General features: G+C 40.2%; 32 protein-coding genes. 30 read left to right on the top strand and 2 right to left on the bottom strand.

All coding sequences use genetic code 11. The features are described from left to right. The first annotated feature begins 38 nt into the window (after positions 1–38). The 10 genes from BQ2679_RS10260 (at position 39) to BQ2679_RS10215 (ending at position 4705) form a co-directional block, all read left to right on the top strand. Positions 39–494, top strand: a complete 456-nt coding sequence (locus BQ2679_RS10260; protein ID WP_075568094.1) for a GNAT family N-acetyltransferase — start codon at positions 39–41, stop codon at positions 492–494. Positions 495–579: 85 nt separating this feature from the next. Next, positions 580–1329, top strand: a complete 750-nt coding sequence (gene truA, locus BQ2679_RS10255; protein WP_075568025.1) for a tRNA pseudouridine(38-40) synthase TruA — start codon at positions 580–582, stop codon at positions 1327–1329. Beyond that, positions 1319–2092, top strand: a complete 774-nt coding sequence (locus BQ2679_RS10250) for a bifunctional hydroxymethylpyrimidine kinase/phosphomethylpyrimidine kinase (RefSeq protein ID WP_075568024.1) — start codon at positions 1319–1321, stop codon at positions 2090–2092. The genes truA and BQ2679_RS10250 overlap by 11 nt, the downstream gene beginning before the upstream one ends. Next, the gene (locus BQ2679_RS10245) at positions 2070–2531 is read left to right on the top strand and encodes an ECF transporter S component (RefSeq protein WP_075568023.1); all 462 of its coding nucleotides are present in this window, start codon (positions 2070–2072) and stop codon (positions 2529–2531) included. Before BQ2679_RS10250 ends, BQ2679_RS10245 begins: the two co-directional genes overlap by 23 nt. 58 nt (positions 2532–2589) lie before the next feature. Then, on the top strand, positions 2590–2814 hold the full coding sequence (locus BQ2679_RS10240; protein WP_075568022.1) for a YqgQ family protein: 225 nt from the start codon (positions 2590–2592) through the stop codon (positions 2812–2814). A gap of 5 nt (positions 2815–2819) precedes the next feature. Further along, positions 2820–3200 (top strand): rhodanese-like domain-containing protein, encoded by a 381-nt coding sequence (locus BQ2679_RS10235; protein ID WP_075568021.1) that lies wholly within the window; start codon positions 2820–2822, stop codon positions 3198–3200. Positions 3201–3286: 86 nt separating this feature from the next. Beyond that, entirely contained in the window at positions 3287–3520 is a 234-nt protein-coding gene (locus BQ2679_RS10230) for a hypothetical protein (protein ID WP_075568020.1), read from the top strand. Between the two features lie 179 nt (positions 3521–3699). Continuing rightward, positions 3700–3951, top strand: a complete 252-nt coding sequence (locus tag BQ2679_RS10225) for a hypothetical protein (protein WP_075568019.1) — start codon at positions 3700–3702, stop codon at positions 3949–3951. Between the two features lie 103 nt (positions 3952–4054). Next, positions 4055–4282, top strand: a complete 228-nt coding sequence (locus BQ2679_RS10220; protein ID WP_075568018.1) for a hypothetical protein — start codon at positions 4055–4057, stop codon at positions 4280–4282. Between the two features lie 189 nt (positions 4283–4471). Then, positions 4472–4705, top strand: coding sequence for a DUF4190 domain-containing protein (locus BQ2679_RS10215; protein WP_075568017.1), 234 nt, complete (start codon positions 4472–4474; stop codon positions 4703–4705). A gap of 41 nt (positions 4706–4746) precedes the next feature. On the opposite strand, the gene BQ2679_RS10210 is transcribed toward BQ2679_RS10215, so the two are convergent. Continuing rightward, entirely contained in the window at positions 4747–5472 is a 726-nt protein-coding gene (locus BQ2679_RS10210) for a pseudouridine synthase (protein ID WP_075568016.1), read from the bottom strand. A 160-nt stretch (positions 5473–5632) separates the two neighbouring features. Between BQ2679_RS10210 and typA the strand changes: the two genes are divergently transcribed. Both typA and BQ2679_RS10200 read left to right on the top strand, forming a co-directional pair. Then, entirely contained in the window at positions 5633–7474 is a 1842-nt protein-coding gene (typA, locus tag BQ2679_RS10205; RefSeq protein WP_075568015.1) for a translational GTPase TypA, read from the top strand. A 19-nt stretch (positions 7475–7493) separates the two neighbouring features. Next, entirely contained in the window at positions 7494–7739 is a 246-nt protein-coding gene (locus tag BQ2679_RS10200; protein WP_075568014.1) for a DUF3165 family protein, read from the top strand. 78 nt (positions 7740–7817) lie between these two features. On the opposite strand, the gene BQ2679_RS10195 is transcribed toward BQ2679_RS10200, so the two are convergent. Continuing rightward, positions 7818–8783: an aromatic acid exporter family protein gene (locus BQ2679_RS10195; RefSeq protein ID WP_075568013.1), complete on the bottom strand. Its 966-nt coding sequence runs from the start codon at positions 8781–8783 to the stop codon at positions 7818–7820. A gap of 229 nt (positions 8784–9012) precedes the next feature. Here BQ2679_RS10195 and BQ2679_RS10190 point away from each other — a divergent pair, with 229 nt between their 5' ends. The 18 genes from BQ2679_RS10190 (at position 9013) to pknB (ending at position 26809) form a co-directional block, all read left to right on the top strand. Further along, the gene (locus tag BQ2679_RS10190; protein ID WP_006155512.1) at positions 9013–9579 is read left to right on the top strand and encodes a mechanosensitive ion channel family protein; all 567 of its coding nucleotides are present in this window, start codon (positions 9013–9015) and stop codon (positions 9577–9579) included. Between the two features lie 51 nt (positions 9580–9630). Further along, complete coding sequence (locus BQ2679_RS10185) at positions 9631–10536, top strand: magnesium transporter CorA family protein (RefSeq protein ID WP_075568012.1); 906 nt, start codon at positions 9631–9633, stop codon at positions 10534–10536. A gap of 16 nt (positions 10537–10552) precedes the next feature. Then, positions 10553–11080 carry a YqeG family HAD IIIA-type phosphatase gene (locus BQ2679_RS10180; RefSeq protein WP_075568011.1) on the top strand — a complete coding sequence of 176 codons (528 nt, stop codon included), beginning with the start codon at positions 10553–10555 and terminating at the stop codon, positions 11078–11080. 2 nt (positions 11081–11082) lie between these two features. Then, positions 11083–12189: a ribosome biogenesis GTPase YqeH gene (yqeH, locus tag BQ2679_RS10175; protein WP_075568010.1), complete on the top strand. Its 1107-nt coding sequence runs from the start codon at positions 11083–11085 to the stop codon at positions 12187–12189. A gap of 210 nt (positions 12190–12399) precedes the next feature. Next, positions 12400–12711 carry a ribosome assembly RNA-binding protein YhbY gene (yhbY, locus tag BQ2679_RS10170; protein ID WP_000060171.1) on the top strand — a complete coding sequence of 104 codons (312 nt, stop codon included), beginning with the start codon at positions 12400–12402 and terminating at the stop codon, positions 12709–12711. 48 nt (positions 12712–12759) lie between these two features. After that, complete coding sequence (locus BQ2679_RS10165) at positions 12760–13389, top strand: nicotinate-nucleotide adenylyltransferase (RefSeq protein ID WP_075568009.1); 630 nt, start codon at positions 12760–12762, stop codon at positions 13387–13389. Further along, positions 13389–13982: a bis(5'-nucleosyl)-tetraphosphatase (symmetrical) YqeK gene (yqeK, locus tag BQ2679_RS10160; RefSeq protein ID WP_075568008.1), complete on the top strand. Its 594-nt coding sequence runs from the start codon at positions 13389–13391 to the stop codon at positions 13980–13982. Before BQ2679_RS10165 ends, yqeK begins: the two co-directional genes overlap by 1 nt. Next, positions 13983–14336, top strand: coding sequence for a ribosome silencing factor (gene rsfS, locus BQ2679_RS10155; RefSeq protein WP_075568007.1), 354 nt, complete (start codon positions 13983–13985; stop codon positions 14334–14336). Between the two features lie 356 nt (positions 14337–14692). Beyond that, on the top strand, positions 14693–15433 hold the full coding sequence (locus tag BQ2679_RS10150) for a class I SAM-dependent DNA methyltransferase (RefSeq protein ID WP_280136853.1): 741 nt from the start codon (positions 14693–14695) through the stop codon (positions 15431–15433). Positions 15434–15442: 9 nt separating this feature from the next. Further along, on the top strand, positions 15443–16549 hold the full coding sequence (locus BQ2679_RS10145; protein WP_075568006.1) for a nucleotidyltransferase: 1107 nt from the start codon (positions 15443–15445) through the stop codon (positions 16547–16549). Positions 16550–16750: 201 nt separating this feature from the next. After that, positions 16751–18364 carry a ribonuclease Y gene (locus BQ2679_RS10140; RefSeq protein WP_075568005.1) on the top strand — a complete coding sequence of 538 codons (1614 nt, stop codon included), beginning with the start codon at positions 16751–16753 and terminating at the stop codon, positions 18362–18364. Positions 18365–18500: 136 nt separating this feature from the next. Next, positions 18501–19127 (top strand): guanylate kinase, encoded by a 627-nt coding sequence (gmk, locus tag BQ2679_RS10135; RefSeq protein WP_075568004.1) that lies wholly within the window; start codon positions 18501–18503, stop codon positions 19125–19127. Positions 19128–19151: 24 nt separating this feature from the next. Continuing rightward, a complete protein-coding gene (gene rpoZ / locus BQ2679_RS10130) occupies positions 19152–19466 on the top strand; it encodes a DNA-directed RNA polymerase subunit omega (protein ID WP_075568003.1) in 315 nt (104 codons plus the stop codon). Between the two features lie 84 nt (positions 19467–19550). Beyond that, positions 19551–21941, top strand: coding sequence for a primosomal protein N' (locus tag BQ2679_RS10125; RefSeq protein ID WP_075568002.1), 2391 nt, complete (start codon positions 19551–19553; stop codon positions 21939–21941). A gap of 11 nt (positions 21942–21952) precedes the next feature. Next, positions 21953–22888, top strand: a complete 936-nt coding sequence (gene fmt / locus BQ2679_RS10120; RefSeq protein WP_075568001.1) for a methionyl-tRNA formyltransferase — start codon at positions 21953–21955, stop codon at positions 22886–22888. Further along, positions 22878–24194 (top strand): 16S rRNA (cytosine(967)-C(5))-methyltransferase RsmB, encoded by a 1317-nt coding sequence (gene rsmB / locus BQ2679_RS10115; protein ID WP_075568000.1) that lies wholly within the window; start codon positions 22878–22880, stop codon positions 24192–24194. Before fmt ends, rsmB begins: the two co-directional genes overlap by 11 nt. Positions 24195–24209: 15 nt before the next feature. Then, on the top strand, positions 24210–24950 hold the full coding sequence (locus BQ2679_RS10110; RefSeq protein ID WP_075567999.1) for a Stp1/IreP family PP2C-type Ser/Thr phosphatase: 741 nt from the start codon (positions 24210–24212) through the stop codon (positions 24948–24950). Beyond that, positions 24947–26809: a Stk1 family PASTA domain-containing Ser/Thr kinase gene (gene pknB, locus BQ2679_RS10105; RefSeq protein ID WP_075567998.1), complete on the top strand. Its 1863-nt coding sequence runs from the start codon at positions 24947–24949 to the stop codon at positions 26807–26809. The genes BQ2679_RS10110 and pknB overlap by 4 nt, the downstream gene beginning before the upstream one ends. Positions 26810–26903: the final 94 nt, after the last annotated feature.

The raw sequence follows: 26903 nt of genomic DNA, 5'->3' as shown, positions 1-26903 counted from the left end.
TATAATAGTTGGATAAAGGAGAAATTTTAGGAGCAAATATGAAAATTCACTTTGAAAAAGGACTTCAGATAGAAAATGCCCAACTCATTTGTCGCTGGTCTAATGCTTTGGGAGAAAGTTTTCAGAAGCAATGGATGGGACCAATGATTCCTTTTCCCTTGACAATTCAAGTCTTGCAAGATTTGGAAGGAATTTTTTCAATATTTGATGGACAAGAGTTTGTGGGGCTTATCCAGAAAATCAGGCTAGAAGACAGGAATCTTCATATCGGGAGATTTTTTATCAATCCTCAGAAACAGGGGCAGGGATTAGGTAGCCAGGCTTTAAGGAAATTTGTTAGTTTGGCCTTTGAAAATGAAGACATAGATACTATTTCTCTAAATGTCTACGAGGCAAATCAAACAGCTTACAATCTTTACCAAAAAGAAGGATTTGAAATCGTTCAAATGGTTGAAGTACCTGTACGAAAATATATGATGATAAAATCTAGATAAGAATTAGAATATATCAATATTTGTCCCCGTACAATTTTTGGTTTTCAAACTTGTTGCAGAGAAATTTTCTTGATAAAATAGATACATGACTAGATATAAAGCAATCATTTCCTATGATGGCTACGCCTTTGCTGGTTTTCAGCGGCAACCACACGCGCGTAGTGTCCAAGAGGAAATTGAAAAAACTTTAACCAAATTAAATAAAGGGCAGCCCATTACCATCCATGGTGCAGGGCGAACGGATAGTGGTGTTCATGCTCTAGGGCAGGTTATCCACTTTGATCTTCCCTATCAGATGAATGAGGAAAAGCTTCGCTTCGCTCTCGATACTCAAAGTCCTGAAGATATCGATGTGATTTCGATTGAGATAGTGGCTGATGATTTTCATTGCCGTTATGCCAAGCATAGCAAGACCTATGAGTTTATCGTGGATAGAGGGCGTCCTAAAAATCCTATGAGACGTCATTATGCCACCCACTATCCCTATCCACTAGATGTGGAACGCATGCAAAAGGCTGTAAAGAAATTAGAAGGAACCCATGATTTTACCGGTTTTACTGCTGCCGGAACAAGTGTGGAGGACAAGGTGAGAACGATTACGGAAGCCAGTCTTAGGGTTGATGAGACCGGTCAATTTTTGACCTTTACTTTCTCTGGCAACGGCTTCCTCTATAAGCAGATTCGAAATATGGTTGGGACCTTGCTAAAAATTGGCAACAATCGGATGCCCATTGAGCAGATTGACCTGATTTTGGAGAAAAAAGACAGACAGTTGGCAGGTCCGACTGCAGCACCCAATGGTTTGTATTTGAAGGAGATTCGTTATGAAGAATAATCGTATTTTAGCACTTTCAGGAAATGATATTTTTAGTGGTGGTGGACTAGCTGCTGACCTTGCGACCTATACTTTAAATGGTTTGCATGGTTTTGTAGCTATGACTTGTTTGACTGCTTTGACGGAAAATGGTTTTGAGGTCTTCCCAACAGATGAGACTATTTTCCAACAACAGTTGGATAGTCTGAAGAGCGTAGACTTTGGAGGGATTAAGATTGGTCTCTTACCGACTGTTGGTGTTGCTGAGAAAGCTCTTAACTTTATCAAGGAACGTAAAGGAGTTCCAGTGGTATTGGATCCAGTTCTCGTTTGTAAGGAAACGCATGATGTTGCTGTCAGCGAGCTCTGTCAAGAGTTGATTCGCTTTTTCCCTTATGTGACTGTAATTACACCCAATCTACCTGAGGCAGAATTGCTAGCAGGTCAAAAGATTGAAACCTTGGATGATATGAAGGCTGCAGCTCAAAAGTTATATGACTTGGGTGCACCAGCAGTCATTATTAAAGGTGGGAATCGCCTCAGTCAAGATAAGGCATTAGATGTATTTTATAATGGAAAGAACTTTACCATTCTTGAAAATTCAGTCATTCAAGGACAAAATGCTGGTGCAGGATGTACCTTTGCATCAAGCATTGCCAGCCAGTTAGTCAAGGGAGAGGAGCTCTTACCAGCAATTGAAAGTTCCAAAGCCTTTGTTTACCGTGCCATTGCACAAGCAGATCAGTATGGAGTAAGACAATATGAAGCAAACAAAAACAAGTAAAATCGCCCTAGTATCCATCCTAGCAGCTCTATCCGTAGTTTTGGGCTATTTCGTAAAAATCCCAACACCAACAGGATTTCTAACACTTTTGGATGCGGGAATATTCTTTACGGCCATTTACTTTGGGAGTCGCGAAGGAGCTGTTGTCGGAGGATTAGCGGGATTTCTAATTGACCTGATTTCAGGTTACCCCCAGTGGATGTTCTTCAGCTTGATTTTCCATGGTTCGCAGGGATATTTGGCAGGTGTTAAAGGGAAATGGCAGTGGCTAGGATTAGTCTTGGCAACCATCATCATGGTGGCAGGTTACGCTTTTGCATCGGCTTGGATGAATGGTTGGGGAGCAGCCATACCAGAAATCGTCCCAAATCTTGTGCAAAATATCGTTGGAATGACAGTAGGCTTTCTTCTTTGTCATAGTGTGAAGAAAGCTAGATAATAGTAAAAAGAGCAATCCTCCAAGGGAACTATTGAAAAAACTCTGATTTTTTGCTAAAATGAAAGCTATGAAAACACTCTACGATGTGCAGCAATTTCTTAAACAGTTCGGCATTCTTGTCTATATGGGCAAACGTCTTTATGACATTGAATTAATGAAGATTGAACTATCTCGAATCTATGATGCTGGCTTGATGGATAAGCTGGATTATATAGAAGCAGAGGCTGTTCTTCGCAGAGAGCACAAGATAGAATTAGACTATTTAGAAAAAAATGGAGATTAGGTATTATGATAACTTGGGTATTATGGGGACTTATAGTGGCGATGTTAGTATGGATGGGATACAATTATCTTCGTATTCGTCGTGCAGCAAAAATTGTTGACAATGCAGAGTTTGAGTCTTTAATTCGTACAGGTCAGTTAATTGACTTGCGTGATCCAGCAGACTTCCATAGAAAACATATCCTTGGTGCTCGTAACATTCCTTCAAATCAATTGAAGACAAGCCTTGCGGCTCTTCGTAAGGATAAGCCTGTTCTTCTTTATGAAAACCAACGTGCGCAACGTGTTACCAATGCAGCGATTTTCTTGAAAAAACAAGGCTTTTCAGATATTTATATCCTTTCTTATGGACTGGATTCTTGGACAGGAAAGGTCAAGACTAGCTAATCTTATGTAAAAATCTGTCGAATGATAGATAAAGCTAGCGTATTATGGTATAATTAATTTGTAATAAATTTAAGGAGTTTTATAATATGGATACACAAGAAAAGAAAAAACACCCACTTATTTTAGGTATTCTATCTATCGTCCTTGGCTTGCTATCTCCAATAGTAGGACTGATTCTAGGTATCATTGGACTAGTAATGGCTAATTCAAGTCAAAAAGAATCTGGTTTAGACTTTAAAAGAGAAAGAATCCTAAGTATTGTCGGGATTGTAGTTTCTGTCCTTAACTGGATTGCGGGTATCGCTTTATTTTATAGCTAAGTAAGAATTTAAAAAAGCTTTATATTTAAAGCTTTTTTATTTTATCCAATCTTCTCGAAGTAGGTATCAATCATTTCTAATATTTCCCGGCTCAAGGGAAAGGTTATTTATTGCACATTAGATAAAATCTCTTTGTATGGTATAATGAGTCTGTAATAAATTTAAGGAGTTTTTATAATATGAATACACAAGAAAAGAAAAAAGCGCCAATTGTTTTGAGTATCATATCTATCATAGTTGCCTTTGGATTTCCAGTGTTAAGTATTATTTTTGGTATTTTTGGTTTGGCCTTGGCTAATTCACATCAAAAAGAGTCTGGACTAGACTATAAGACAGAAAAAATTCTCTCTATTTTAGGAATTGTGTTAGGGATTGTGATTTCTGCACTTATCTGTATCGTACTTATCTCACAACTTTCGAGAATTAATTAAAACAAAAAAAGCTTTAGTTTTAAAGCTTTTTTATTTTATTCAAGGACAAAATAGCTTTGTATGGTATAATGAATTTGTATTAAATTTTAAGGAGATTTTAAACATGCAAGAAAAGAAAAAAACCGCACGTAATATAGGTATCCTATCAATCGTAGCTAGTCTTGTGATTCCAGTGGTAGGTATTGTTTTAGGAGTTCTTGCCATAATAGAAGCTAATACACGTCAAAAAGAATCTGGACTTGACTATAAAACAGAAAGAATTCTAGCGATTGTAGGTATTGTTCTTTCTGCACTTAACTGGATTATTGGAATTTTTTTAAATATGAGTTAAAGAATCTAAAAAAGGCTTTAGTTTTAAAGCTTTTTTGTTTTATCTACTTTTCGTTAAGTGGATTTTAATCATTTCTAGTTCTTCTTGTTTCAAAAAATTGGTTAACATAGTACAAAAATGCTACCAAATAAATAAATCCAATTTTTATGGTAATATTAATGAGTATCAAAATTAAGGAGTTTTTATAAAATGAATGCGCAGCAAAAGAAAAAACACTCACGCATTTCAGGTATCCTATCTATTGTCCTCGGATTATTAAATCCATTCGTAGGCCTGTTTTTGGGTATCGTTGGTCTAGTCTTGGCTATCTCACTTCAAAAAGAACCTGAACTAGACTATAAAAAAGAACGAACTCTCAATATCGTAGGTATTGTAATTTCTGTTCTTCACTTTATTTTAGGTGTCATGCTATTCATACGCTAAAGAAGATTTTAAAAAGCTTTAAACATAAAGCTTTTTTTGTTTTATTCACTTTTCTCTAAGTAGTTTTTAATAATTTTCAATTCCCCTTGATTCAAGGGTCGGTATTGACCTTCTGCTAGGTCAGGATCTAATAGAAAATCTCCGAACTGAACTCGTTTGAGGGCAGTGACCTTGACACCAACTGAGAGGAACATTTTCTTGACCTGATGAAATTTCCCTTCAGAGATGGTGATGGTGGCTCGGCTGAGACTAGAACTTGAAGATAGAATCTCAAGCTGAGCAGGTTTACAAATAGTTCCATCAAGAAAGACAATCCCGTTTTTGAACTGCTGGATTTGTTCTGGTGTGAGCAAGCCGTTCACCTCAACTTGATAAGTTTTATCGACATGATATTGAGGGTGGAGAAGTTGAAAACCCAGAGGGCCATTGTTTGTTAAGAGGAGAAGTCCTGTTGTATCTCGATCCAGTCGACCAATTGCATAGAGTTGCTCTGACTGGAGATGCTTAGACAGTAGGTCCATGACCGTTGGTAGTTCCTTGTCCTTGCTTGCAGTCACGACTCCATTTGGCTTATGGAGCATGAGGTAGGTATGTTCATATCCTTGAATTCTTCTGCCTTGGAAAATCAGTTCTTGGAGTCCTGTATCAGTATTTTGTGCAAGGGAAGAAGCTTCTTGTCCATCTACTAAAATTTCTTTTTTTAGGAGAGCCTGTTTCATAGCTTTCCGACTGATTTTTTCCTGGGCTAATAATTTATCTAAACGCATACCAGCCTATCTTATCACAAGATGCCATTTTTGAAAAGAAAAGGAATGGGAAGAAAAGTTTTTGAAAACATTTACACTTACCTGAGTTAAGTCATTTTCCTAAAATTGTGGTATAATCGTTCAGTTAGAAAATAATTTTTTGAATATAACAGAGGAAATCATGACAAAATTAAGAGAAGATATCCGCAACGTAGCCATTATTGCCCACGTTGACCACGGAAAAACAACCCTCGTTGATGAATTGTTGAAACAATCATCAACACTTGATGCACGTACAGAATTAGCTGAACGTGCAATGGACTCAAACGATATTGAAAAAGAGCGTGGAATTACGATTCTTGCGAAAAACACTGCCGTAGCTTATAACGGAACTCGTATCAATATCATGGACACACCAGGACACGCGGACTTCGGTGGAGAAGTTGAACGTATCATGAAAATGGTTGACGGTGTAGTCTTGGTCGTAGACTCTTATGAAGGTACTATGCCCCAAACTCGTTTCGTATTGAAAAAAGCTTTGGAACAAGACCTTGTCCCAATCGTCGTTATCAATAAAATCGACAAACCATCAGCTCGTCCAGCAGAAGTAGTGGATGAAGTTTTGGAACTCTTCATCGAGCTTGGTGCAGATGATGATCAGCTTGACTTCCCAGTAGTCTATGCTTCAGCAATTAACGGAACATCTTCATTGTCTGATGATCCAGCCGACCAAGAAAAGACTATGGCGCCAATCTTTGATACCATTATTGACCACATTCCAGCTCCAATCGATAACTCAGATGAGCCACTTCAATTCCAAGTATCTCTTCTTGACTACAATGACTTCGTTGGTCGTATCGGTATCGGACGTGTCTTCCGTGGTACAGTTAAGGTTGGAGACCAAGTTACCCTTTCTAAATTGGATGGTACAACCAAGAACTTCCGTGTGACGAAACTCTTTGGTTTCTTTGGTTTGGAACGTCGTGAAATCCAAGAAGCCAAGGCTGGTGACTTGATTGCCGTATCAGGTATGGAAGATATCTTTGTCGGTGAAACTATTACTCCAACAGATGCAGTTGAGGCTCTTCCAGTTCTTCACATCGACGAACCTACTCTTCAAATGACCTTCTTGGTTAACAACTCACCATTTGCTGGTCGCGAAGGTAAATGGGTTACTTCTCGTAAGGTTGAAGAACGTCTTCAAGCTGAGTTGCAAACAGACGTATCTCTTCGTGTAGATCCAACAGACTCACCAGATAAGTGGACAGTTTCAGGACGTGGGGAATTGCACTTGTCAATCCTCATTGAGACTATGCGTCGTGAAGGTTATGAGCTTCAAGTATCTCGTCCAGAAGTTATCGTCAAAGAAATCGATGGTGTGAAGTGTGAGCCATTTGAGCGCGTGCAAATCGATACTCCAGAAGAATACCAAGGATCTGTTATCCAAAGCCTTTCTGAGCGTAAGGGTGAAATGTTGGATATGATTGCAACAGGTAATGGTCAAACTCGTTTGGTCTTCCTAGTTCCTGCGCGTGGTTTGATTGGATACTCAACTGAGTTCTTGTCAATGACTCGTGGTTACGGGATCATGAACCATACCTTCGATCAATACTTGCCATTGATTCCAGGGGAAATTGGTGGACGTCACCGTGGTGCCCTTGTTTCGATCGATGCTGGTAAGGCTACAACCTACTCTATCATGTCTATCGAAGAACGTGGTACGATCTTTGTCAACCCAGGTACCGAGGTTTACGAAGGAATGATCATCGGTGAAAACTCTCGTGAAAATGACTTGACTGTTAATATCACGAAAGCAAAACAAATGACTAACGTTCGTTCAGCTACTAAAGACCAAACAGCGGTTATCAAGACTCCTCGTATCTTGACACTTGAAGAATCACTTGAGTTCTTGAATGACGATGAATACATGGAAGTAACGCCTGAATCAATCCGTTTACGTAAGCAAATTCTTAACAAGGCAGAGCGTGAGAAAGCAAATAAAAAGAAAAAATCAGCTGAATAAAGGCTAGAAAGAGATAAAGATGGTCTACTTAATCATAGGGATTTTATTACTCTTACTTTATATTTTTGCGACTCCAAAAAGTATCAAGGGAACAGTCAATGTTGTAATATTAGTCTTTGGTTTGGTTGCTCTCTTAATTTTAGTGATGATGTCAGCTTTCCAAATCTTCCAGCTACCAGCAGAATTTTTCGTTGCAATAGCAATGATAGCTTTGGCATACTTTAGCTTGAGAGATATTCATCTCATGTCTGTAGGAAAGAAATAAAGGCTTAAAGTATTCATAACAAAAAACACCTTCCGGATTGCAATTTTCTGCAGTCTGAAAGGTGTTTTTTGTCTTAAATCACTCTGTTGCATTTTTAGAGTATCGTTGGTAGAAATCTACTTTTATTTGAATAAAGTGTTCTAATTCGCGAAAGAGTTGTAATAAGGTAGCCCGTGTCTCAAACTCTTCTCTTGTTTTAGGGAGAGAACGATTGCGAAATACCTGCAGGTATTTCTCGATGTCTTCCAACAAGTTATAGGCTGGATTGGATTGACTCAGTTGGCTAGCTGTTTTTGAAAAGAGCTGAGCGACAATTAGACTCTCACTAGCGGCTAGTTGGCATGTGTTAATCTGTTGAGCCATATTTCTTAAGATACGGGTTTGTCTTTGTCGCATCTCAAAGTAGTGGATATGATAATCTGTCTGGTGAAAGAGATGATCAGAATGATCGAGGTAAACTAATTTAAGAGCAACCTCAAGTAGTTGTTCAAGTTCATTTACAAGTTGAGCTTGATTACGGCCATCTCCTCTTTTCAGATAGTAAGAGAGCCGTAGAAGAACATCTTTGAGTTTTTCTTCAACAAGCGTATGATAATGTTGAATTACTTTTTCACGTGAAGGCATATAGAGATTGACCAGAAGTGCAAAGCCTGTACCGATTAGGAAGAGTAAGAGCTCATTCAGTAAAAGAGCTGGTACTGTTGATTGTTGGATTAAGAGATGGCTAACCAGAACGCTACTAGGAGTAATTCCAATTTCCCAACCCAGTTTATAGGCAAGGGGAACATAGACTGCTAAGTAGAGTCCAAAGCTCCAGATATGATAACCAGTTAGTTGAAAGGCAATAACACCAACTAGGAGAGCTAGAAGAGTTGAAAAAAGACGATTGCGGGCTAGCTTGATCGTGCTTCTTCGAGTATCAGAGAGGCTCAAAATAGCAATGATACCAGCTGATACAGCTGATGACAAATCAAAAAAGTAGGCTAGTAAACAAGCAAAACAAGTTGCTAGCACTAGTTTTAAAGTACGTTGAGTGATAGACATAGAATACTTCCTTGAGATAAATGCTTTAAAGTTTTAGTAGTAGGTGAGGTAGAAAGGTCTATTCCAAGAGAGTTATTGAGAAAATAATTTGTTCTCCATGTAGTGGTTTGATTATAGTATAAATATGTTTTGAAATCAAGTGAATCTAATAATAGTATAGGCAGAATGAATATTTACCAAACTGGTTCGGATATCGTTTTATGGTATAATGTTAGGAAAGGAGCTTACTATGCCAACATTTATTCAAAATTATATCGATAAGTTAAATATCAGCAGTATTCTAGAAGAGTTGTTTTCAAAATCAGTCTCTCTAGTCCTTCTTTTTATTGTCTTTTATATCGTTAAAATAATTCTCCATCAAGTTGTGAAAAGAGTCGTTAAACCATCCTTAAAATTTTCCCAGAAAGATGAGGCGCGCCAAAAGACAATTTCTAGATTGATTGAAAATATTTTGAACTACACCCTCTATTTCTTTTTACTTTACTTTGTTTTATCTACTCTAGGCTTACCTGTATCAAGTCTACTGGCAGGTGCTGGGATTGCTGGGGTGGCAATCGGGATGGGTGCTCAAGGCTTCTTGTCAGACGTGGTCAATGGCTTTTTCATCCTCTTTGAGCGCCAGTTAGATGTTGGAGATCAAGTTGAGTTTACGAATGGTCCGATTACAATTTCTGGTAAGGTTGTGAGTGTCGGTATTCGTACGACTCAACTGCGCAGTGAGGATGAAGTCCTTCACTTTGTTCCCAATAGAAGTATCACGGTTGTCAGCAATTTTTCAAGGAAAGAAGAGAACTGAAATTTTACCTCTTTTATGGTACAATAGAAAGAGTTTGGTAAAGGAGAAACGATGTTTTTAGACGAGCAATTAGGAAATGGTTGTGTTTGGATCAATCTAGATATAGAAAAAATTAAAAATCTTGAAGATTTATCTGAAATCTACGGATTGGATAAGGAAACCATCGAATATGCGCTGGATAAAAATGAACGTGCCCATATGGATTACAACCGTGAGAATGGGACTGTGACCTTTATCTACAATGTTCTGGACTTAGAAAAGGACAAGGATTACTATGAAGCGATTCCCATGACCTTTATCGTTGAAAACAAACGAATGATTACCATCAGCAACCATAAGAATGCTTATGTCATTGATCAGATGTTAGCTTATCTGGATAGCCATGAGTCGCTTTCTATTTACAAATTTCTTTTTGCTAGTCTAGAAATCATTAGTAACGCCTATTATCCAATCATTGAAAAGATGGATAAGAGTAAAGATGAAGTCAACAGCTTACTTCGTCAGAGAACAACCAAGAAAAATCTCTTTGCTCTTTCCGACTTGGAGACTGGTATGGTTTACTTAACGGCAGCGGCAAAACAAAATCGACTCCTCTTGGAACATATCCAGAGCCATGCTCTTTATCGGAGATTTAATGATGTCGAACGAGAGCAGTTTGATGATGCGATGATTGAAGCCCATCAGTTGGTGTCTATGACAGACTTGATTTCTCAAGTCTTGCAACAACTCTCTTCTTCTTACAACAACATCCTAAACAATAACCTGAATGATAGTTTGACAATTTTGACTATTATCTCCGTTTTACTAGCAGTACTTGCGGTTATTACAGGTTTCTTCGGAATGAATGTTCCTCTACCATTTACAGAAGAGCCAAATGCTTGGATTTATATCTTAATGGCTAGCTTGATTTTATGGGCAGCCTTATCTCAATGGCTGAAGAAAATTACTAGAAAATAAAAAAGAAGGAGCCAGAATGGCGATTGAAAATTACATGCCAGACTTTGCTGTAGAAGCAGTTTATGATTTGACAGTCCAAAGCCTGAAAAACCAAGGGATCAAAGCTGTTTTGGTGGATTTGGACAACACTCTGATTGCTTGGAATAACCCTGATGGGACTTCAGAGATGAAGCAATGGTTACATGACCTTCGTGATGCTGGTATTCGCATTATCGTAGTGTCTAACAACTCTAAAAAACGAGTTCAACGTGCGGTTGAAAAATTTGGGATTGACTATGTTTATTGGGCTTTGAAGCCCTTTACTTTCGGGATTGACCGCGCCATGAAGGAATTCCACTATGATAAAAACGAAGTGGTCATGGTTGGGGATCAGCTCATGACGGATATTCGAGCGGCTCACCGTGCTGGGATTCGTTCGATTTTGGTCAAACCCTTAGTTCAGCATGACTCTATCAAAACGAAGATTAACCGCGCTCGTGAGCGCCGTGTCATGAAACAAATCACTGAAAAGTACGGGCCTATCACATATAAAAAAGGAATCTAACTATGGAAGAAATTCTCTGTATTGGTTGTGGAGCAACCATTCAGACGACAGATAAGACTGGTATAGGGTTTACGCCTCAGTCAGCACTCGAAAAAGGTTTGGAGACTGGTGAAGTTTATTGCCAACGTTGTTTTCGTCTTCGTCATTACAATGAAATCACAGATGTGCAACTGACGGATGATGATTTCCTAAAACTCTTGCACGAGGTGGGAGACAGTGATGCCTTGGTGGTCAATGTTATTGATATCTTTGACTTTAATGGCTCTGTTATCCCAGGCTTGCCTCGTTTTGTATCAGGTAATGATGTGCTCTTGGTTGGAAATAAAAAAGACATCCTCCCTAAGTCAGTTAAACCAGGCAAGATTAGTCAATGGCTTATGGAACGTGCCCATGAGGAGGGTCTTCGTCCAGTCGATGTCGTCCTAACTTCAGCACAAAATAAGCATGCTATCAAGGAAGTCATTGATAAAATTGAGCAATATCGTAAGGGTCGTGACGTCTATGTAGTTGGGGTTACCAATGTTGGGAAATCAACTCTTATCAATGCTATTATCCAGGAAATTACGGGTGACCAGAACGTCATCACAACATCACGTTTCCCAGGGACAACCTTAGATAAGATTGAGATCCCACTTGATGATGGTTCTTATATCTATGATACACCAGGAATTATCCATCGTCATCAGATGGCCCACTACTTGACGGCTAAAAATCTCAAGTATGTCAGTCCTAAAAAGGAAATCAAACCTAAAACCTACCAGCTCAATCCTGAGCAAACTCTCTTTTTAGGAGGTTTAGGACGCTTTGACTTCATCGCAGGAGAAAAGCAAGGTTTCACAGCTTTCTTTGATAATGAACTCAAACTTCATCGTACCAAGCTTGAAGGAGCTAGTGACTTTTACGACAAGCACCTTGGAACTCTCCTTACACCACCGAATAGCAAGGAAAAAGAAGATTTTCCAAAACTGGTCCAACATGTCTTTACTATCAAGGATAAGACAGACCTCGTTATCTCAGGACTAGGCTGGATTCGTGTAACAGGAACCGCCAAAGTAGCAGTCTGGGCACCAGAAGGCGTAGCAGTCGTCGCACGAAAAGCAATTATTTAAAATAAAATCACTGAGCGAACAAAGTGAGCTCATATAGAGATAGTTATTGCCGTGGTGTGATTGCCAATCTATAGATTGGCAAGGGGCGCAATTGAGACCTAGGCTCAATTGTGAGGTCAGGAAATCCATTTTTCAAAGATGAAATCTTTGGGAAATTAGTTCCGACCGTCCCCCACCACCTAAAATAACTATCAAAAAAGGAAGAAAATTATGTCATTAACATCAAAACAACGTGCCTTCCTCAACAGCCAGGCACACACCCTCAAACCCATTATCCAAATTGGGAAAAATGGACTCAACGACCAAATCAAAACCAGCGTTCGACAAGCACTTGACGCCCGCGAATTGATCAAGGTTACTCTCTTGCAAAACACAGATGAAAACATCCACGAAGTAGCTGAAATCTTGGAAGAAGAAATCGGTGTGGATACAGTCCAAAAAATCGGTCGTATCTTGATTTTGTATAAACAATCAAGCAAGAAAGAAAATCGTAAGATTTCTAAAAAAGTTAAAGAAATTTAAAAAAATACTCCCAAACTGTTTTTACAGAAGATTAAAGGAGATTAGCCTATGGCAATCGAATTATTAACTCCCTTTACAAAAGTGGAGTTAGAGCCAGAAATCAAGGATAAAAAACGCAAGCAAGTTGGAATCTTAGGGGGAAATTTTAACCCTGTTCACAACGCCCATCTTATCGTGGCAGACCAAGTGCGCCAGCAGTTGGGATTGGATCAAGTTCTGCTCATGCCTGAATACCAACCACCTCACGTAGACAAAAAAGAAACCATTCCTGAACATCATCGCCTCAAGATGCTTGAATTGGCAATTGACGGAATCGAAGGTTTAGCTATTGAGACTATTGAGCTAGAGCGTAAGGGGATTTCCTACACCTACGACACCATGAAGATTTTGATAGAGAAGAATCCAGATACAGATTACTATTTCATTATCGGTGCAGATATGGTAGATTATCTGCCTAAGTGGTATAGAATTGATGAGTTGGTGGAACTAGTTCAGTTTGTAGGAGTTCAGCGACCACGATACAAGGCTGGGACTTCTTATCCAGTCATCTGGGTGGATGTGCCTCTCATGGATATTTCATCCAGTATGGTACGTGATTTCATCGCCCAAGGTCGCACACCTAACTTTCTCTTGCCAAAACCAGTGCTAGACTATATTGAGAAAGAAGGGCTTTACTGATGGCATACCAAGACTATATCAACTGTTCGCGTGAAGAATTGTTGGAAAAAATGGCAGAGCTCCTACCTGAAAAACGTCTAACCCATTGTTTGGGTGTAGAGCGTGCAGCCATAGAATTGGCTCAGCGATTTGGTGTGGATGTTGAGAAAGCTGGTTTGGCAGGTCTCCTTCATGACTATGCTAAAAAGCTATCAGATCAAGAATTTTTAGACTTGATAGATCGTTATCAACTTGACTCTGATCTTAAAAACTGGGGCAATAATGTCTGGCATGGCATGGTCGGTATATACAAGATTCAGGAAGATTTGGATTTACAAAATTCTGAAATCCTACGAGCTATTGAAATTCATACAGTTGGAGCTGGTCAGATGACGGACCTTGATAAGGTTATCTACGTCGCAGACTACATCGAGCACAATCGTGCTTTTCCGGGAGTGGACCAGGCGCGTGAGATTGCTGAGCAATCGCTCAATAAGGCTGTGGCCTACGAAACAGCTCGTACTGTGGAGCATTTAGCTCACCAGGGATTTCCTATCTATCCCCAAACCCTTGAAACCTATAACGCCTTTGTGCACTATTTGAAAGAGGACTAAATGAACGAAAAAGAATTATTAGAACTAGTCGTGAAAGCGGCTGATGAGAAACGTGCGGAGGATATCCTCGCACTTGACGTACAAGAATTGACCAGTGTAACAGATTACTTTGTTATCACTAGCTCAATGAATAGCCGTCAATTAGACGCTATCGCTGAAAATATCCGTGAAAAAGTAGCCCACGCGGGCTTTAAAGGCAGACATGTCGAAGGCGATGCAGCTGGAGGCTGGGTCTTGCTAGATCTTGGTAGTGTCGTAGTGCATATCTTCTCAGAAGAAATGCGTGCCCACTATAACCTAGAAAAACTATGGCATGAGGCGGATTCAGTAGATTTATCTGAAGCTTTGGCGTAGAAGATGATTGGTCTTTTTGATTGGTAACAGCTTTGAAATTCTACAATGTATTGAAATCGTTCTAGTTTGTTGAGAACGAAGTGAGAAATTACCGAGACTTTCCGTTGTGATAAAAGTTTTTGAAACGATAATGTTTCAAGAAGTCGGGAGTTTTGAAACTTTAGGCTCAAAACTAAATCTTGGAACTTCGAAGAAGGTCGCAGACGTCCGAAATCACCCAAGGAAAGTCTTAAAAAGACTTTGTCTTCAATTGAACTCAGTTGCAGTCAACTGGGTTTATTTGCTTAATTTAGAAGAAAATCGTTAGAAAGGTGAGAGCGAGTGGTATTTCCAGAGATGCTCTTGGTATCATGATTATGGCAACATACGAAACCTTTGCGGCTGTTTACGATGCTGTGATGGATGATAGTTTATACGATAAATGGACGGATTTTTCGCTGCGTCATTTGCCCAAGACTAAGGAGAGAAAGAAACTCTTGGAGCTGGCTTGTGGGACAGGGATTCAGTCTGTCCGCTTTTCTCAGGCTGGTTTTGATGTAACTGGACTGGACTTGAGCGCCGATATGCTGAAGATTGCTGATAAGAGAGCGACTTCAGCCAAGCAAAAGATTGATTTTATGGAGGGCAATATGTTGGACTTGTCCAAGGCAGGTAAATATGATTTTGTCACGTGTTATTCGGACTCTATCTGCTACATGCAGGATGAGGTTGAAGTCGGGGATGTCTTTAAAGAAGTCTATAATGCCCTTAATGAAGATGGAGTCTTCATCTTTGATGTGCATTCGACCTACCAGACAGATGAGGTTTTTCCAGGCTATTCTTATCATGAAAATGCAGAAGACTTTGCCATGCTCTGGGATACCTACGAGGATGCAGCACCACATTCTATCGTGCATGAGTTGACCTTTTTTGTCAAGGAAGTGGATGGTTCCTTTAGTCGCCACGATGAAGTGCATGAGGAGCGTACATACGAAGTTTTGACCTATGATATTTTACTGGAGCAGGCTGGTTTCAAATCCTTCAAACTCTACGCAGACTTTGAGGATAAGGAGCCTACAGAAACTAGCACCCGTTGGTTTTTTGTGGCGCAGAAGTAGGAGATTACCATGACCATTATAGGTATTATAGCGGAGTTCAATCCTTTTCATAATGGCCACAAATACCTGCTAGAACAGGCAGATGGGTTGAAAATTGTGGCCATATCTGGGAATTTCATGCAACGAGGCGAGCCTGCTATCGTGGACAAGTGGACACGGGTTCAAATGGCACTGGAGAATGGAGCAGACTTGGTAGTAGAATTGCCCTTTTTAGTCAGTGTTCAGGCAGCGGATTTCTTTGGACAAGGAGCAGTAGATATCTTGGCAAGGTTGGGGATTGATAGCCTAGCCTTTGGGACAGAAGAAGTTCTGGATTACCAGAAAATTGCTGACTTATATGCAGAGCGTGGTCAAGAGATGGAGAATTTTGTAGATAATCTGCCTGATTCACTCTCTTATCCTCAGAAAACCCAAGCCATGTGGAAGGAATTTGCAGCTCTTGATTTTTCGGGTGATACGCCCAATCATGTTCTTGCTCTGGCCTATACCAAGGCAGTTGCTGGACGAAACATCAAACTTCATCCAATTAAACGTCAGGGTGCAGGCTATCACTCTGTGGACAAGGATGTGAACTTTGCCTCGGCGACAGCCATCCGACAGCATCAATCAGATCAAGATTTCTTAGAACACTTTATGCCTTCTGTAGACCTGTTTGAAAATGCTTGTAAGGTGAGCTGGGAAGATTATTTTCCATTTTTACGTTATCAAATCTTGTCAAATTCAGATCTAAGTACTATTTATCAGGTCAATCAAGAAATGGCGGTGCGGATCAAGAATGCTATAAAGACAGCTCAGTCTGTAGAAGAATTAGTCGAGTTAGTGGCTACCAAACGCTACACCAAGGCGCGTGTGCGACGCCTCTTGACCTATATCTTGGTCCAGGCCAGAGAAAGTGACTTGCCAGAAGGTATTCACGTCCTTGGTTTTACCGAAAAAGGCAGACAACACCTTAAAGCTCTCAAGGAGCAGGTTAATCTAGTTAGCCGAATCGGTAAAGAACCCTGGGATGCCATAACCCAAAAGGCAGACCAGATTTACCAATTAGGACATTCAAGTATCTCAGAACAAAATTTTGGTCGAGTGCCAATCAGAATCGAATCAAACGAAGTCTACTGAAAGGTAGGCTTTTTTTATTTTGTAAAAAATAAGTAAAAATATTTCTATTCAAATAGACCTATTCTAATAAGGAAGTAAAAGATTTTCCATAAAAAAATATCCAAAACATCTTCTATTTAAGGTTTGTTAAAAATGTTTTTTTGTGGTAAAATGTATAAGAATGTATGTCATTCAGATAAACAAATAAATTGAGGTAAAAACATGGAAATCATGACAATTGCGATTCTTGTTTTTGCCGTCATCATTGGTTTAGTCATTGGATATATCAGCATCTCAGTCAAGATGAAATCATCACAAGAGGCTGCAGAGTTGATGCTTTTAAATGCTGAACAAGAAGCAACTAATTTACGTGGACAGGCTGAGCGTGAAGCTGATTTATTATTGAATGAAGCTAAACGTGAAAGTAAGTCTCTTAAAAAAGAAGCACTATTGGAGGCCAAAGAGGAAGCCAGAAAATACCGTGAAGAAGTGGACGCTGAATTTAAATCAGAACGTCAAGAACTCAAACAAATTGAAACTCGTTTAACCGAACGAGCAGCGAGTCTTGACCGTAAAGATGACAATTTAACGAACAAAGAACAAACTCTTGAACAAAAAGAACAAAGTATTTCTGATAGAGCAAAAAACCTTGATGCACGGGAAGAGCAATTAGAGGAAGTCGAAAGACAAAAAGAAGCTGAATTGGAACGTATCGGTTCTCTGACACAGACAGAAGCAAAAGATATTATCTTAGCTCAGACAGAGGAAAACTTAACTAAAGAAATTGCTAGTCGCATTCGTGAGGCTGAGCAAGAAGTTAAGGAACGTTCAGATAAGCTTGCTAAGGACATCTTGTCCCAAGCGATGCAGAGAATTGCTGGTGAGTATGTAGCTGAGTCTACCAACTCGACAGTTCATCTGCCTGATGATACTATGAAAGGTCGTATCATTGGTCGTGAAGGTCGTAACATCCGTACTTTTGAAAGTTTGACAGGGGTTGATGTCATCATTGATGATACGCCAGAAGTGGTAACCTTGTCAGGTTTCGATCCTATCCGCCGTGAGATTGCCCGTATGACGATGGAAACCTTACTTAAGGATGGACGTATCCATCCAGCTCGTATCGAAGAGTTGGTTGAGAAAAATCGTCTAGAGATTGACAATAAGATTCGTGAATATGGTGAAGCTGCAGCCTACGAAATTGGGGCACCGAACCTTCACCCAGACTTGATGAAAATCATGGGTCGTTTGCAGTTCCGTACTTCATACGGTCAAAATGTCTTGCGTCACTCGATTGAAGTTGCTAAGTTAGCTGGTATCATGGCTAGTGAACTTGGTGAAAATGCGGCTCTCGCTCGTCGTGCAGGATTCCTTCACGATATCGGTAAAGCCATTGACCGTGAGGTAGAAGGCAGCCACGTTGAGATCGGTACAGAATTGGCTCGCAAGTATAAGGAACACCCAGTTGTGATCAATACTATTGCTAGCCACCACGGAGATGTAGAACCTGAAAGTGTTATTGCAGTTCTTGTTGCTGCGGCGGATGCCTTGAGTGCTGCCCGTCCAGGAGCTCGTAGCGAATCACTTGAAAGCTACATCAAACGTCTCCATGATTTAGAGGAAATCGCTAATAGCTTTGAAGGAGTTCAAAATAGCTTTGCCCTTCAAGCGGGACGTGAAATCCGTATCATGGTAAACCCAGGTCAAATCAAGGACGATAAAGTCACAATCTTGGCTCACAAAGTTCGTGAGAAAATTGAAAACAATCTCGATTACCCAGGAAATATCAAGGTAACCGTAATTCGTGAACTTCGTGCAGTTGATTATGCAAAATAAATAAGAAAGAGCAGTTGAAAAATTACTGCTTTTTTGTTACACTAGATAGAAAGATTGTAGTTACTAGAAATGCCTTTATACAGATAATCTTGCTCATGTTTTTAGGTCATTTCACAAACTATCCAAAGGAGACATCATGGCAGACCGAGGCTTACTAATCGTTTTTTCAGGCCCTTCTGGAGTTGGGAAAGGAACAATTAGAAGAGAAATTTTTGAGAGTTCTGAAAATCAATTTCAATATTCAGTATCGATGACGACACGGGCGCAACGTCCAGGTGAAGTAGACGGAGTTGACTATTTCTTCCGTACGCGTGAAGAATTTGAAGAGTTGATTCGTCAAGGACAGATGTTAGAGTATGCTGAGTATGTTGGTAACTACTATGGAACTCCCCTAACTTATGTCAACGAAACGCTTGATAAAGGAATTGATGTTTTCCTTGAGATTGAAGTCCAAGGAGCTCTTCAGGTCAAGAAAAAAGTTCCAGATGCTGTCTTTATCTTTTTGACTCCACCAGATTTGGAAGAATTACAAGACCGTCTCGTAGGCCGTGGTACAGATAGTGCAGAAGTGATTGTTCAGCGTATTGAAAAAGCTAAGGAAGAAATTGCTTTAATGCGTGAGTATGACTATGCTATTGTCAACGACCAAGTTCCTCTTGCTGCCGAGCGTGTGAAACGTGTCATTGAAGCAGAACATTTCCGTGTTGATCGGGTTATCGGTCACTACCAGGATATGTTACCCAAGTCTCCAAATATTCGCTAAACTATAGAAAATAGGTACAAGTAAATGATGTTAAAACCCTCTATTGATACCTTGCTTGACAAGGTACCATCAAAATATTCACTCGTAATTTTGGAAGCAAAACGTGCCCACGAATTAGAAGCTGGAGCACCCCCAACTCAAGATTTTAAGTCTGAAAAATCGACTCTTCGTGCCTTGGAAGAAATTGAATCAGGGAACGTAACCATCCACCCAGATCCAGAAGGAAAACGTGAAGCTGTTCAACGTCGTATCGAAGAAGAAAGACGCTTGAGAGAAGAAGAAGAAAAGAAAATCAAAGAGCAAATCGCTAAAGAAAAAGAAGAAGGTGAAAAAATTTAAGGTTGGGGGGACTCAATCTTATTTTTTCTATTGCAAGAATACTCAATCAATTAAAACGATTTAAGAAGAGAAGGAGGTGAGGATATGGCTATTGCAAAGATCATTGTAGATGTTCCCTTGATGCAGACAGACCAACCATACAGTTATAAGGTCCCTGAGGAATTTGTAGACATGCTGGAAGTTGGTATGCGGGTTCATGTACCCTTCGGGAAGGCTAATCGCTTGATTCAAGGGATTGTTCTTGGAATGGAACAAGAATCCGAAATGGCAGATGAGGACTTGAAAGAAATTGCTGAGGTGCTGGACTTTTCTCCTGTCTTAACGGAGGAACAACTCTGGTTGGCTGAAGAACTACGTAAGTCAGTTTTTTCATACAAGATTTCTATTCTAAAAGCTATGCTTCCAGGATTTTTGAATTCTAGCTATGATAAAATCCTCTATCCTCTGGAAGGCTTGAGTCAGGAGGACAAGGAGCGCTTATTCGGTTCGCAAGAATCTCTAGCCTTTTCATCGCTTGATTTGAAAAAGCAGGCCGAGATGATGCGATTGACTCGCAAAGGACTTTTGAAGTTAGAGTATCAGGCTATAGACCAGAAGAAGGTTAAAACACAGTCTTGGATTCAAGTGAATCTTGACAAATTAGAACAGCTAGAAATCTCCAACCGTGCCAAGAAGAAATTGGAACTGCGAGATTATTTATTAGCTCATCCTGAAAGTACTCCTTTGGCTGCTTTGTTAGAACATTACTCACGGGAACAAGTTAACTTCTTTGTGGAACAGGGAGCTTTGACGATTCTTCAAAAGGAAGTTCAACGTTCAGCTACCTACTTTGAAGGAATCGAGTCAAATCGAGCCCTAGAATTAAACCCAGAGCAAAAACAAGCCTATGAGGCAGTTGTTGACGCGATTGGTAAGCAACACCCTCCCTTTCTTCTACAAGGAATCACTGGAAGTGGGAAAACCGAGGTTTACTTGCAGATTATCAAAGGTGCCTTGGATATGGGAAAAACAGCGATTGTTCTAGTTCCAGAGATCTCTCTGACACCTCAAATGACCGAGCGCTTTATTGCTCGTTTTGGCGATAAAGTCGCTATCCTCCACTCAGGCTTGTCCAATGGTGAAAAGTATGATGAGTGGCGCAAGGTTGAGCGTGGAGATGCTCAGGTAGTTGTTGGTGCAAGATCTGCCGTTTTTGCACCTTTGAAAAATCTAGGGGTTATCATTATCGATGAAGAGCACGAGGCTAGCTATAAGCAAGACAGCAATCCTCGTTACCATGCTAGAGATGTGGCTCTTTTACGTGCCAAGTACAATCAAGCTGCCCTAGTTCTTGGTTCTGCAACACCGAGTCTAGAAAGTCGTGCGCGTGCTGGTAAGGGTGTTTATCAACATCTACGTCTGACTCAACGGGCCAATCCTTTAGCAAGTATTCCTGAGGTTCAACTCATTGATTTCCGTGATTACATCGGGCAGAATGAAACATCAAACTATACACCACCACTGATTAAGGCAATTCAAGATCGACTGGATAAAAAAGAGCAGGTTGTTCTCATGCTCAATCGTCGTGGTTATTCTAGTTTTGTCATGTGTCGGGAATGTGGAACTGTTGATAAATGTCCTAACTGTGATATTTCCTTGACGCTACATATGGATACCAAAACCATGAACTGCCATTATTGTGGCTTTTCGAAGGAAATTCCACATGTCTGTTCAAACTGTCAGAGTCGTAGCATTCGTTATTATGGAACAGGGACTCAAAAGGCCTATGATGAGCTAACAGAACTCTTTCCAGAGGCACGTATTCTGCGCATGGATGTGGATACAACTCGTAAGAAGGGTAGTCATCAAGCTCTACTAGATCAGTTTGGAAAAGGGGAGGCAGATATTTTACTGGGGACACAGATGATTGCCAAGGGCTTGGATTTTCCAAATGTGACCTTGGTTGGTGTCCTCAATGCAGATACGGCTTTAAACCTTCCTGATTTTCGTTCTTCTGAGAGAACCTTCCAACTATTGACCCAGGTGGCAGGTCGCGCTGGTCGTGCTGAAAAGGCAGGTCAGGTCTTGATTCAGTCCTATAATCCTCAGCATTATGCCATTCGTTTTGCCAAGGATCAGGACTACGAAGGTTTTTATGCCTATGAAATGGGTACCAGACGTCAGTTGGGTTATCCACCTTATTATTTTACTATTGGAATCACCTTATCTCATAAAAAAGAAGAAGAGGTTCTTAGACGTGCTTATCAAGTTATGGAGATTTTGCGGTCAGGTTTATCAGATGCTAGTGTAATTCTAGGTCCGACGCCAAAACCTATCGCTCGTACTCATAACCTCTATCATTATCAGATTTTAATCAAATATCGTTTAGAAGATGAGTTAGCTTCAACCCTTAATCAGGTCTTAGCCCTAACTCAAGAACGTGAAAATAGCGAACTTCGTCTCAGTATTGACCACGAACCGCAACAATTTTTATAGAAGGAGAAAAGATGACAAAACTAATCTTTATGGGAACTCCCAATTTTTCAGCAACTGTTTTAAAGGGGCTTTTGTCAGATGACCGCTACGAGATTGTAGCGGTTGTGACTCAGCCAGATCGTGCTGTCGGTCGTAAAAAAGTTATCCAGGAAACCCCAGTAAAACAAGCTGCCAAAGAGGCAGGTCTGCCTATCTACCAACCAGAAAAATTATCAGGTAGTCCAGAAATGGAAGCTATCATGAATTTGGGAGCTGACGGGATTGTAACTGCAGCTTTTGGACAATTTCTCCCAAGTAAACTCCTTGATAGTATGGATTTTGCAGTCAACGTTCATGCTTCGCTTCTTCCAAAGCACCGTGGTGGAGCTCCTATCCATTATGCCTTGATTCAAGGTGATGAAGAAGCAGGAGTAACCATTATGGAAATGGTCAAGGAAATGGATGCAGGGGACATGATTTCTCGTCGCAGTATTCCCATTACTGATGAGGACAATGTTGGAACTTTGTTTGAAAAATTGGCCATTGTTGGGCGTGATTTGCTTTTGGATACTCTACCTGCTTATATAGCTGGTGAAATTCAGGCTCAACCACAAGACCCGAGCCAAGTAACTTTCTCACCAAATATCAAACCTGAGGAGGAAAAACTGGACTGGAACAAGACCAACCGTCAACTTTTCAACCAAATCCGTGGGATGAATCCATGGCCAGTTGCTCATACCTTCCTAAAGGGAGAACGCTTCAAAATCTATGAAGCCCTGCCAGTAGAAGGTCAAGGAACTCCAGGTGAGATACTCTCCATTGGTAAGAAAGAATTGATTGTCGCAACAGCAGAAGGAGCTCTATCTCTCAAACAGGTTCAACCAGCAGGAAAACCTAAAATGGACATTGCTTCTTTCCTAAACGGTGTTGGACGAAGTTTGGCAGTAGGAGAACGATTTGGTAACTAAAGTAGAAACGGCTAGAAACTCAGCCTTAAAGGTGCTAGAGGATGTCTTTGTCAATCAAGCATACTCCAATATCGCCTTAAATAAACACCTCAAGGGAAGTCAACTGTCAGCAACTGACAAAGGTTTGGTGACAGAGCTTGTTTATGGAACCGTAGCTCGTAAACTAACTTTAGAATGGTATTTGTCTCACTTTATTGAGGATAGAGACAAGCTAGACAGTTGGCTCTATGTTTTGCTTCTCATGAGCGTCTATCAACTCCAATACTTGGATAAGCTTCCTGATCATGCAGTAGTCAATGAAGCGGTAGAAACTGCAAAACTTCGTAAAAAAGGTAGCGAAAAACTGGTCAATGCAGTCCTTCGCCGTATCTTGCGAGAAGGTTTGCCAGATGTTGCCAGTATCAAACGTAAGAACAAGCGTGATTCTATCGCCTACTCTTTGCCAGTGTGGTTAGTTTCTAAGCTCAAGGAAGAGTATGGAGAAGAGCGAGCGCAAGCAATTTTTGAGAGTCTTTTGAAACGCAATAAAGCCAGTATCCGTGTGACAGATTTGAGTCGAAAAGAGGAAATTAAAGCTCTGCTTGATGCAAGTGATTCTGCTTTATCAACTTCTGGTCTGGTCAAAGAACAAGGGCATTTTGCTGGTCATCACTTATTTGCAGAGGGTGCTATTACCATTCAGGACGAGTCTAGTCAACTGGTTGCTCCAACTCTTCATCTACAAGGAGAGGAGCAGGTTTTGGATGCTTGTGCAGCTCCAGGTGGGAAAACAGCCCATATGGCCTCTTATCTCACGACAGGTCAGGTGACTGCATTGGATCTCTACGATCATAAACTCAATTTGATTCAAGAAAATGCAGAGCGTTTAGGCGTAGCGGATCGCGTACGAACAGAAAAACTAGATGCTAGGAAAGTTCATGATTTTTTTGGTCAAAATTGTTTTGATAGGATTTTGGTGGATGCTCCTTGCTCTGGAATAGGGCTTTTACGTCGAAAACCGGATATTAAATACAACAAAGAAACTGCGGATTTCATGTCTTTACAGGAAATTCAGTTGGAAATATTAGGTAGTGTTTGTCAAACACTACGAAAAGGTGGTATAATAACCTATAGTACCTGTACTATAGTCTCGGAGGAAAACTTTCAAGTCGTTCAGACATTTTTAGAAAGACACCCTGAGTTTGAGCAGGTTAAACTAGAACATGAATGCAAAGATATCTTAAAAGATGGTTGTATCCTCATTACTCCAGAACTGTATGGTAGTGATGGATTCTTTATCAGCCAGTTTCGAAAGATATCTGATTAGGAAGGAACTGACACAATGGAAATTTCATTATTAACAGATGTGGGTCAGAAACGAAAAAACAATCAAGACTATGTCAACCTTTTTGTCAACCGAGCAGGTCATACGATGATTATCTTGGCTGATGGAATGGGAGGACATCGTGCAGGCAATATTGCTAGTGAAATGGCGGTAACGGACTTAGGTGTAGCTTGGGTTGATACTCAAATTGACACTGTAAATGAAGTTCGCGAATGGTTTGCCCATAATTTAGAAATTGAAAATCAAAAGATTTACCAACTAGGTCGTGATGAAGCTTATAGAGGTATGGGAACAACCTTAGAAGCTCTTGCTATCATTGAGAATCAAGCTATTTATGCCCATATCGGTGATTCGCGTATCGGTTTAATCCGTGGAGAAGAATATCATCTTTTGACAAGTGACCATTCTTTGGTTAACGCACTGCTCAAAGCTGGACAATTAACTCAAGAAGAGGCAGAAGCACATCCTCAAAAGAACATCATCACTCAATCTATTGGTCAAAAAGATGAAATTCAACCAGACATGGGAATTATCACACTTGAACCAGGAGACTATATTTTGCTTAATAGTGATGGTTTAACCAATATGATTTCTGGAAGTGAAATCTGTGATATTGTAACAAGTGATATCTCACTGGATGATAAAGCAGCAACCTTGATTCGTTTTGCAAATAATGCCGGAGGGCTTGATAACATAAGTGTTGCCCTTGTTTCGATTAAGGAGGAGGCGGCACTATGATCCAGATCGGCAAGATTTTTGCCGGACGGTATCGAATTATCAAACAAATTGGTCGTGGAGGTATGGCAGATGTATACCTGGCCAAGGATTTGATTTTAGATGGGGAAGAGGTAGCTGTAAAGGTCCTGAGGACCAACTACCAGACGGATCCTATAGCTGTTGCGCGTTTTCAACGGGAAGCGCGAGCGATGGCAGACCTGGATCATCCTCATATCGTTCGGATTACTGATATTGGTGAAGAAGATGGTCAGCAATACCTAGCTATGGAATACGTAGCAGGTCTCGATCTTAAGCGATATATTAAAGAACACTATCCTCTTTCAAATGAGGAAGCAGTTCGTATCATGGGTCAGATTTTGCTAGCTATGCGTTTAGCACATGCAAAAGGAATTGTTCACCGTGATTTAAAGCCTCAAAATATTCTCTTGACTCCAGATGGAACAGCTAAGGTTACTGACTTTGGTATCGCGGTAGCTTTTGCGGAAACCAGCTTGACTCAAACTAACTCTATGTTGGGCTCTGTCCACTATTTATCGCCTGAACAGGCTCGTGGCTCTAAAGCTACGTTTCAGAGTGATATTTATGCCATGGGAATTATTTTCTTTGAAATGTTAACAGGGCATGTCCCATATGATGGAGATAGTGCGGTCACGATTGCCCTTCAGCATTTTCAGAAACCACTCCCATCTGTTATAGCTGAAAATCCTTCGGTACCACAATCATTAGAAAATGTTGTTATTAAAGCGACAGCGAAAAAATTAACGGATCGATATCAAACAGTCTCTGAGATGTATGTAGATTTATTGAGCAGTCTCTCTCACAATAGACGAAATGAATCTAAACGTGTTTTTGATGATACAAGTAAGGTTGATACAAAAACATTACCAAAGATTCAGCAACAAACCTTGACAACGATTCCTAAGGTTGAACCAAAAGATAGTCGTCCTCAGACTAAGAAACCGATCGTTCAAGCAGCTCCTAAACCTAAGGGAGTAGCTAAGTCGGTGAAGAAGCGTCGCTTTAAGGCTCGTTACTTGGTTCTCCTAGCTAGTTTTATTCTTGTGCTCTCTTCTATACTATGGATTATATCTAAGACGCCAGCAACTGTTGTGATTCCGAAGGTAGCAGGACAAACAGTAGCTGAGGCCAAAGAAGCTCTGAAAAATGCCAATTTTGAAATTGGTGAAGAGAAAAGCGAATCCAGTGATACAGTAGAAGAAGGACGAGTTATTCGAACGGATCCAGATGGTGGTTCATCTCGCAAAGAAGGTATTAAAGTTAATCTGATTGTTTCATCAGGTAAACCTTCATTCCCGATAGGGAGCTATATCGGACGAAAATCTTCAGATGTAGTAGCAGAGTTAAAAGACAAAAAAGTCCCAGAAAATCTGATTAAGATTGTTGAGGAAGAATCGAGTGAAACTGAACCTGGTCTTGTAATGAGACAAAGTTTGTCAGAAGGAACAACTTACGATCTTAGCAAGGCGACTGAGATTACCTTGACAGTTGCTAAAAAGGTTACAACTGTTTCAATGCCTTATTATATCGGCTCAAGTCTTGAATTTACAAAGAATAATTTGATTCAAGTTGTGGGTGTTAAAGAAGCTAATATTGAGGTAGTAGAAGTTTCTACAGTTCTTGAGGGAACTATTGAAGGTACTGTAATCAATCAGAGTCCAAAACCATACGAGGATCTTGATATTAGCAAAACTCACGTCAAAATTTCTGTTTATAAACCAAAACAAACGACAACTACTACAATCACACCACAAGTACCTCATGAAAATAGAATCGAGGTAACACCTCCTCAAACTCGTGAGGCAGAAACTAGTCAGTCAATAACACCTGATCATAACTGAGAAAGCTAATAAAGACTATTCATAAAACTTTGTCACAGAATTTGTGGCAAAGTTTTTTTTCTGAAGATTTTATGATAAAATAAAGGATATCAAA

Source organism: Streptococcus timonensis (assembly GCF_900095845.1).
Classification (GTDB): domain Bacteria; phylum Bacillota; class Bacilli; order Lactobacillales; family Streptococcaceae; genus Streptococcus; species Streptococcus timonensis.
Note: the sequence above shows the minus strand (reverse complement) of the source record. Positions and strands in the feature narration are given on the sequence as shown.

Bases quoted from the DNA above. Each gene is read 5' to 3' on its own strand.
- BQ2679_RS10260 (WP_075568094.1), top strand. From the start codon at position 39: ATGAAAATTCACTTTGAAAAAGGACTTCAGATAGAAAATGCCCAACTC.
- truA (WP_075568025.1), top strand. From the start codon at position 580: ATGACTAGATATAAAGCAATCATTTCCTATGATGGCTACGCCTTTGCT.
- BQ2679_RS10250 (WP_075568024.1), top strand. From the start codon at position 1,319: ATGAAGAATAATCGTATTTTAGCACTTTCAGGAAATGATATTTTTAGT.
- BQ2679_RS10245 (WP_075568023.1), top strand. From the start codon at position 2,070: ATGAAGCAAACAAAAACAAGTAAAATCGCCCTAGTATCCATCCTAGCA.
- BQ2679_RS10240 (WP_075568022.1), top strand. From the start codon at position 2,590: ATGAAAGCTATGAAAACACTCTACGATGTGCAGCAATTTCTTAAACAG.
- BQ2679_RS10235 (WP_075568021.1), top strand. From the start codon at position 2,820: ATGATAACTTGGGTATTATGGGGACTTATAGTGGCGATGTTAGTATGG.
- BQ2679_RS10230 (WP_075568020.1), top strand. From the start codon at position 3,287: ATGGATACACAAGAAAAGAAAAAACACCCACTTATTTTAGGTATTCTA.
- BQ2679_RS10225 (WP_075568019.1), top strand. From the start codon at position 3,700: ATGAATACACAAGAAAAGAAAAAAGCGCCAATTGTTTTGAGTATCATA.
- BQ2679_RS10220 (WP_075568018.1), top strand. From the start codon at position 4,055: ATGCAAGAAAAGAAAAAAACCGCACGTAATATAGGTATCCTATCAATC.
- BQ2679_RS10215 (WP_075568017.1), top strand. From the start codon at position 4,472: ATGAATGCGCAGCAAAAGAAAAAACACTCACGCATTTCAGGTATCCTA.
- BQ2679_RS10210 (WP_075568016.1), bottom strand. From the start codon at position 5,472: ATGCGTTTAGATAAATTATTAGCCCAGGAAAAAATCAGTCGGAAAGCT.
- typA (WP_075568015.1), top strand. From the start codon at position 5,633: ATGACAAAATTAAGAGAAGATATCCGCAACGTAGCCATTATTGCCCAC.
- BQ2679_RS10200 (WP_075568014.1), top strand. From the start codon at position 7,494: ATGGTCTACTTAATCATAGGGATTTTATTACTCTTACTTTATATTTTT.
- BQ2679_RS10195 (WP_075568013.1), bottom strand. From the start codon at position 8,783: ATGTCTATCACTCAACGTACTTTAAAACTAGTGCTAGCAACTTGTTTT.
- BQ2679_RS10190 (WP_006155512.1), top strand. From the start codon at position 9,013: ATGCCAACATTTATTCAAAATTATATCGATAAGTTAAATATCAGCAGT.
- BQ2679_RS10185 (WP_075568012.1), top strand. From the start codon at position 9,631: ATGTTTTTAGACGAGCAATTAGGAAATGGTTGTGTTTGGATCAATCTA.
- BQ2679_RS10180 (WP_075568011.1), top strand. From the start codon at position 10,553: ATGGCGATTGAAAATTACATGCCAGACTTTGCTGTAGAAGCAGTTTAT.
- yqeH (WP_075568010.1), top strand. From the start codon at position 11,083: ATGGAAGAAATTCTCTGTATTGGTTGTGGAGCAACCATTCAGACGACA.
- yhbY (WP_000060171.1), top strand. From the start codon at position 12,400: ATGTCATTAACATCAAAACAACGTGCCTTCCTCAACAGCCAGGCACAC.
- BQ2679_RS10165 (WP_075568009.1), top strand. From the start codon at position 12,760: ATGGCAATCGAATTATTAACTCCCTTTACAAAAGTGGAGTTAGAGCCA.
- yqeK (WP_075568008.1), top strand. From the start codon at position 13,389: ATGGCATACCAAGACTATATCAACTGTTCGCGTGAAGAATTGTTGGAA.
- rsfS (WP_075568007.1), top strand. From the start codon at position 13,983: ATGAACGAAAAAGAATTATTAGAACTAGTCGTGAAAGCGGCTGATGAG.
- BQ2679_RS10150 (WP_280136853.1), top strand. From the start codon at position 14,693: ATGGCAACATACGAAACCTTTGCGGCTGTTTACGATGCTGTGATGGAT.
- BQ2679_RS10145 (WP_075568006.1), top strand. From the start codon at position 15,443: ATGACCATTATAGGTATTATAGCGGAGTTCAATCCTTTTCATAATGGC.
- BQ2679_RS10140 (WP_075568005.1), top strand. From the start codon at position 16,751: ATGGAAATCATGACAATTGCGATTCTTGTTTTTGCCGTCATCATTGGT.
- gmk (WP_075568004.1), top strand. From the start codon at position 18,501: ATGGCAGACCGAGGCTTACTAATCGTTTTTTCAGGCCCTTCTGGAGTT.
- rpoZ (WP_075568003.1), top strand. From the start codon at position 19,152: ATGATGTTAAAACCCTCTATTGATACCTTGCTTGACAAGGTACCATCA.
- BQ2679_RS10125 (WP_075568002.1), top strand. From the start codon at position 19,551: ATGGCTATTGCAAAGATCATTGTAGATGTTCCCTTGATGCAGACAGAC.
- fmt (WP_075568001.1), top strand. From the start codon at position 21,953: ATGACAAAACTAATCTTTATGGGAACTCCCAATTTTTCAGCAACTGTT.
- BQ2679_RS10110 (WP_075567999.1), top strand. From the start codon at position 24,210: ATGGAAATTTCATTATTAACAGATGTGGGTCAGAAACGAAAAAACAAT.
- pknB (WP_075567998.1), top strand. From the start codon at position 24,947: ATGATCCAGATCGGCAAGATTTTTGCCGGACGGTATCGAATTATCAAA.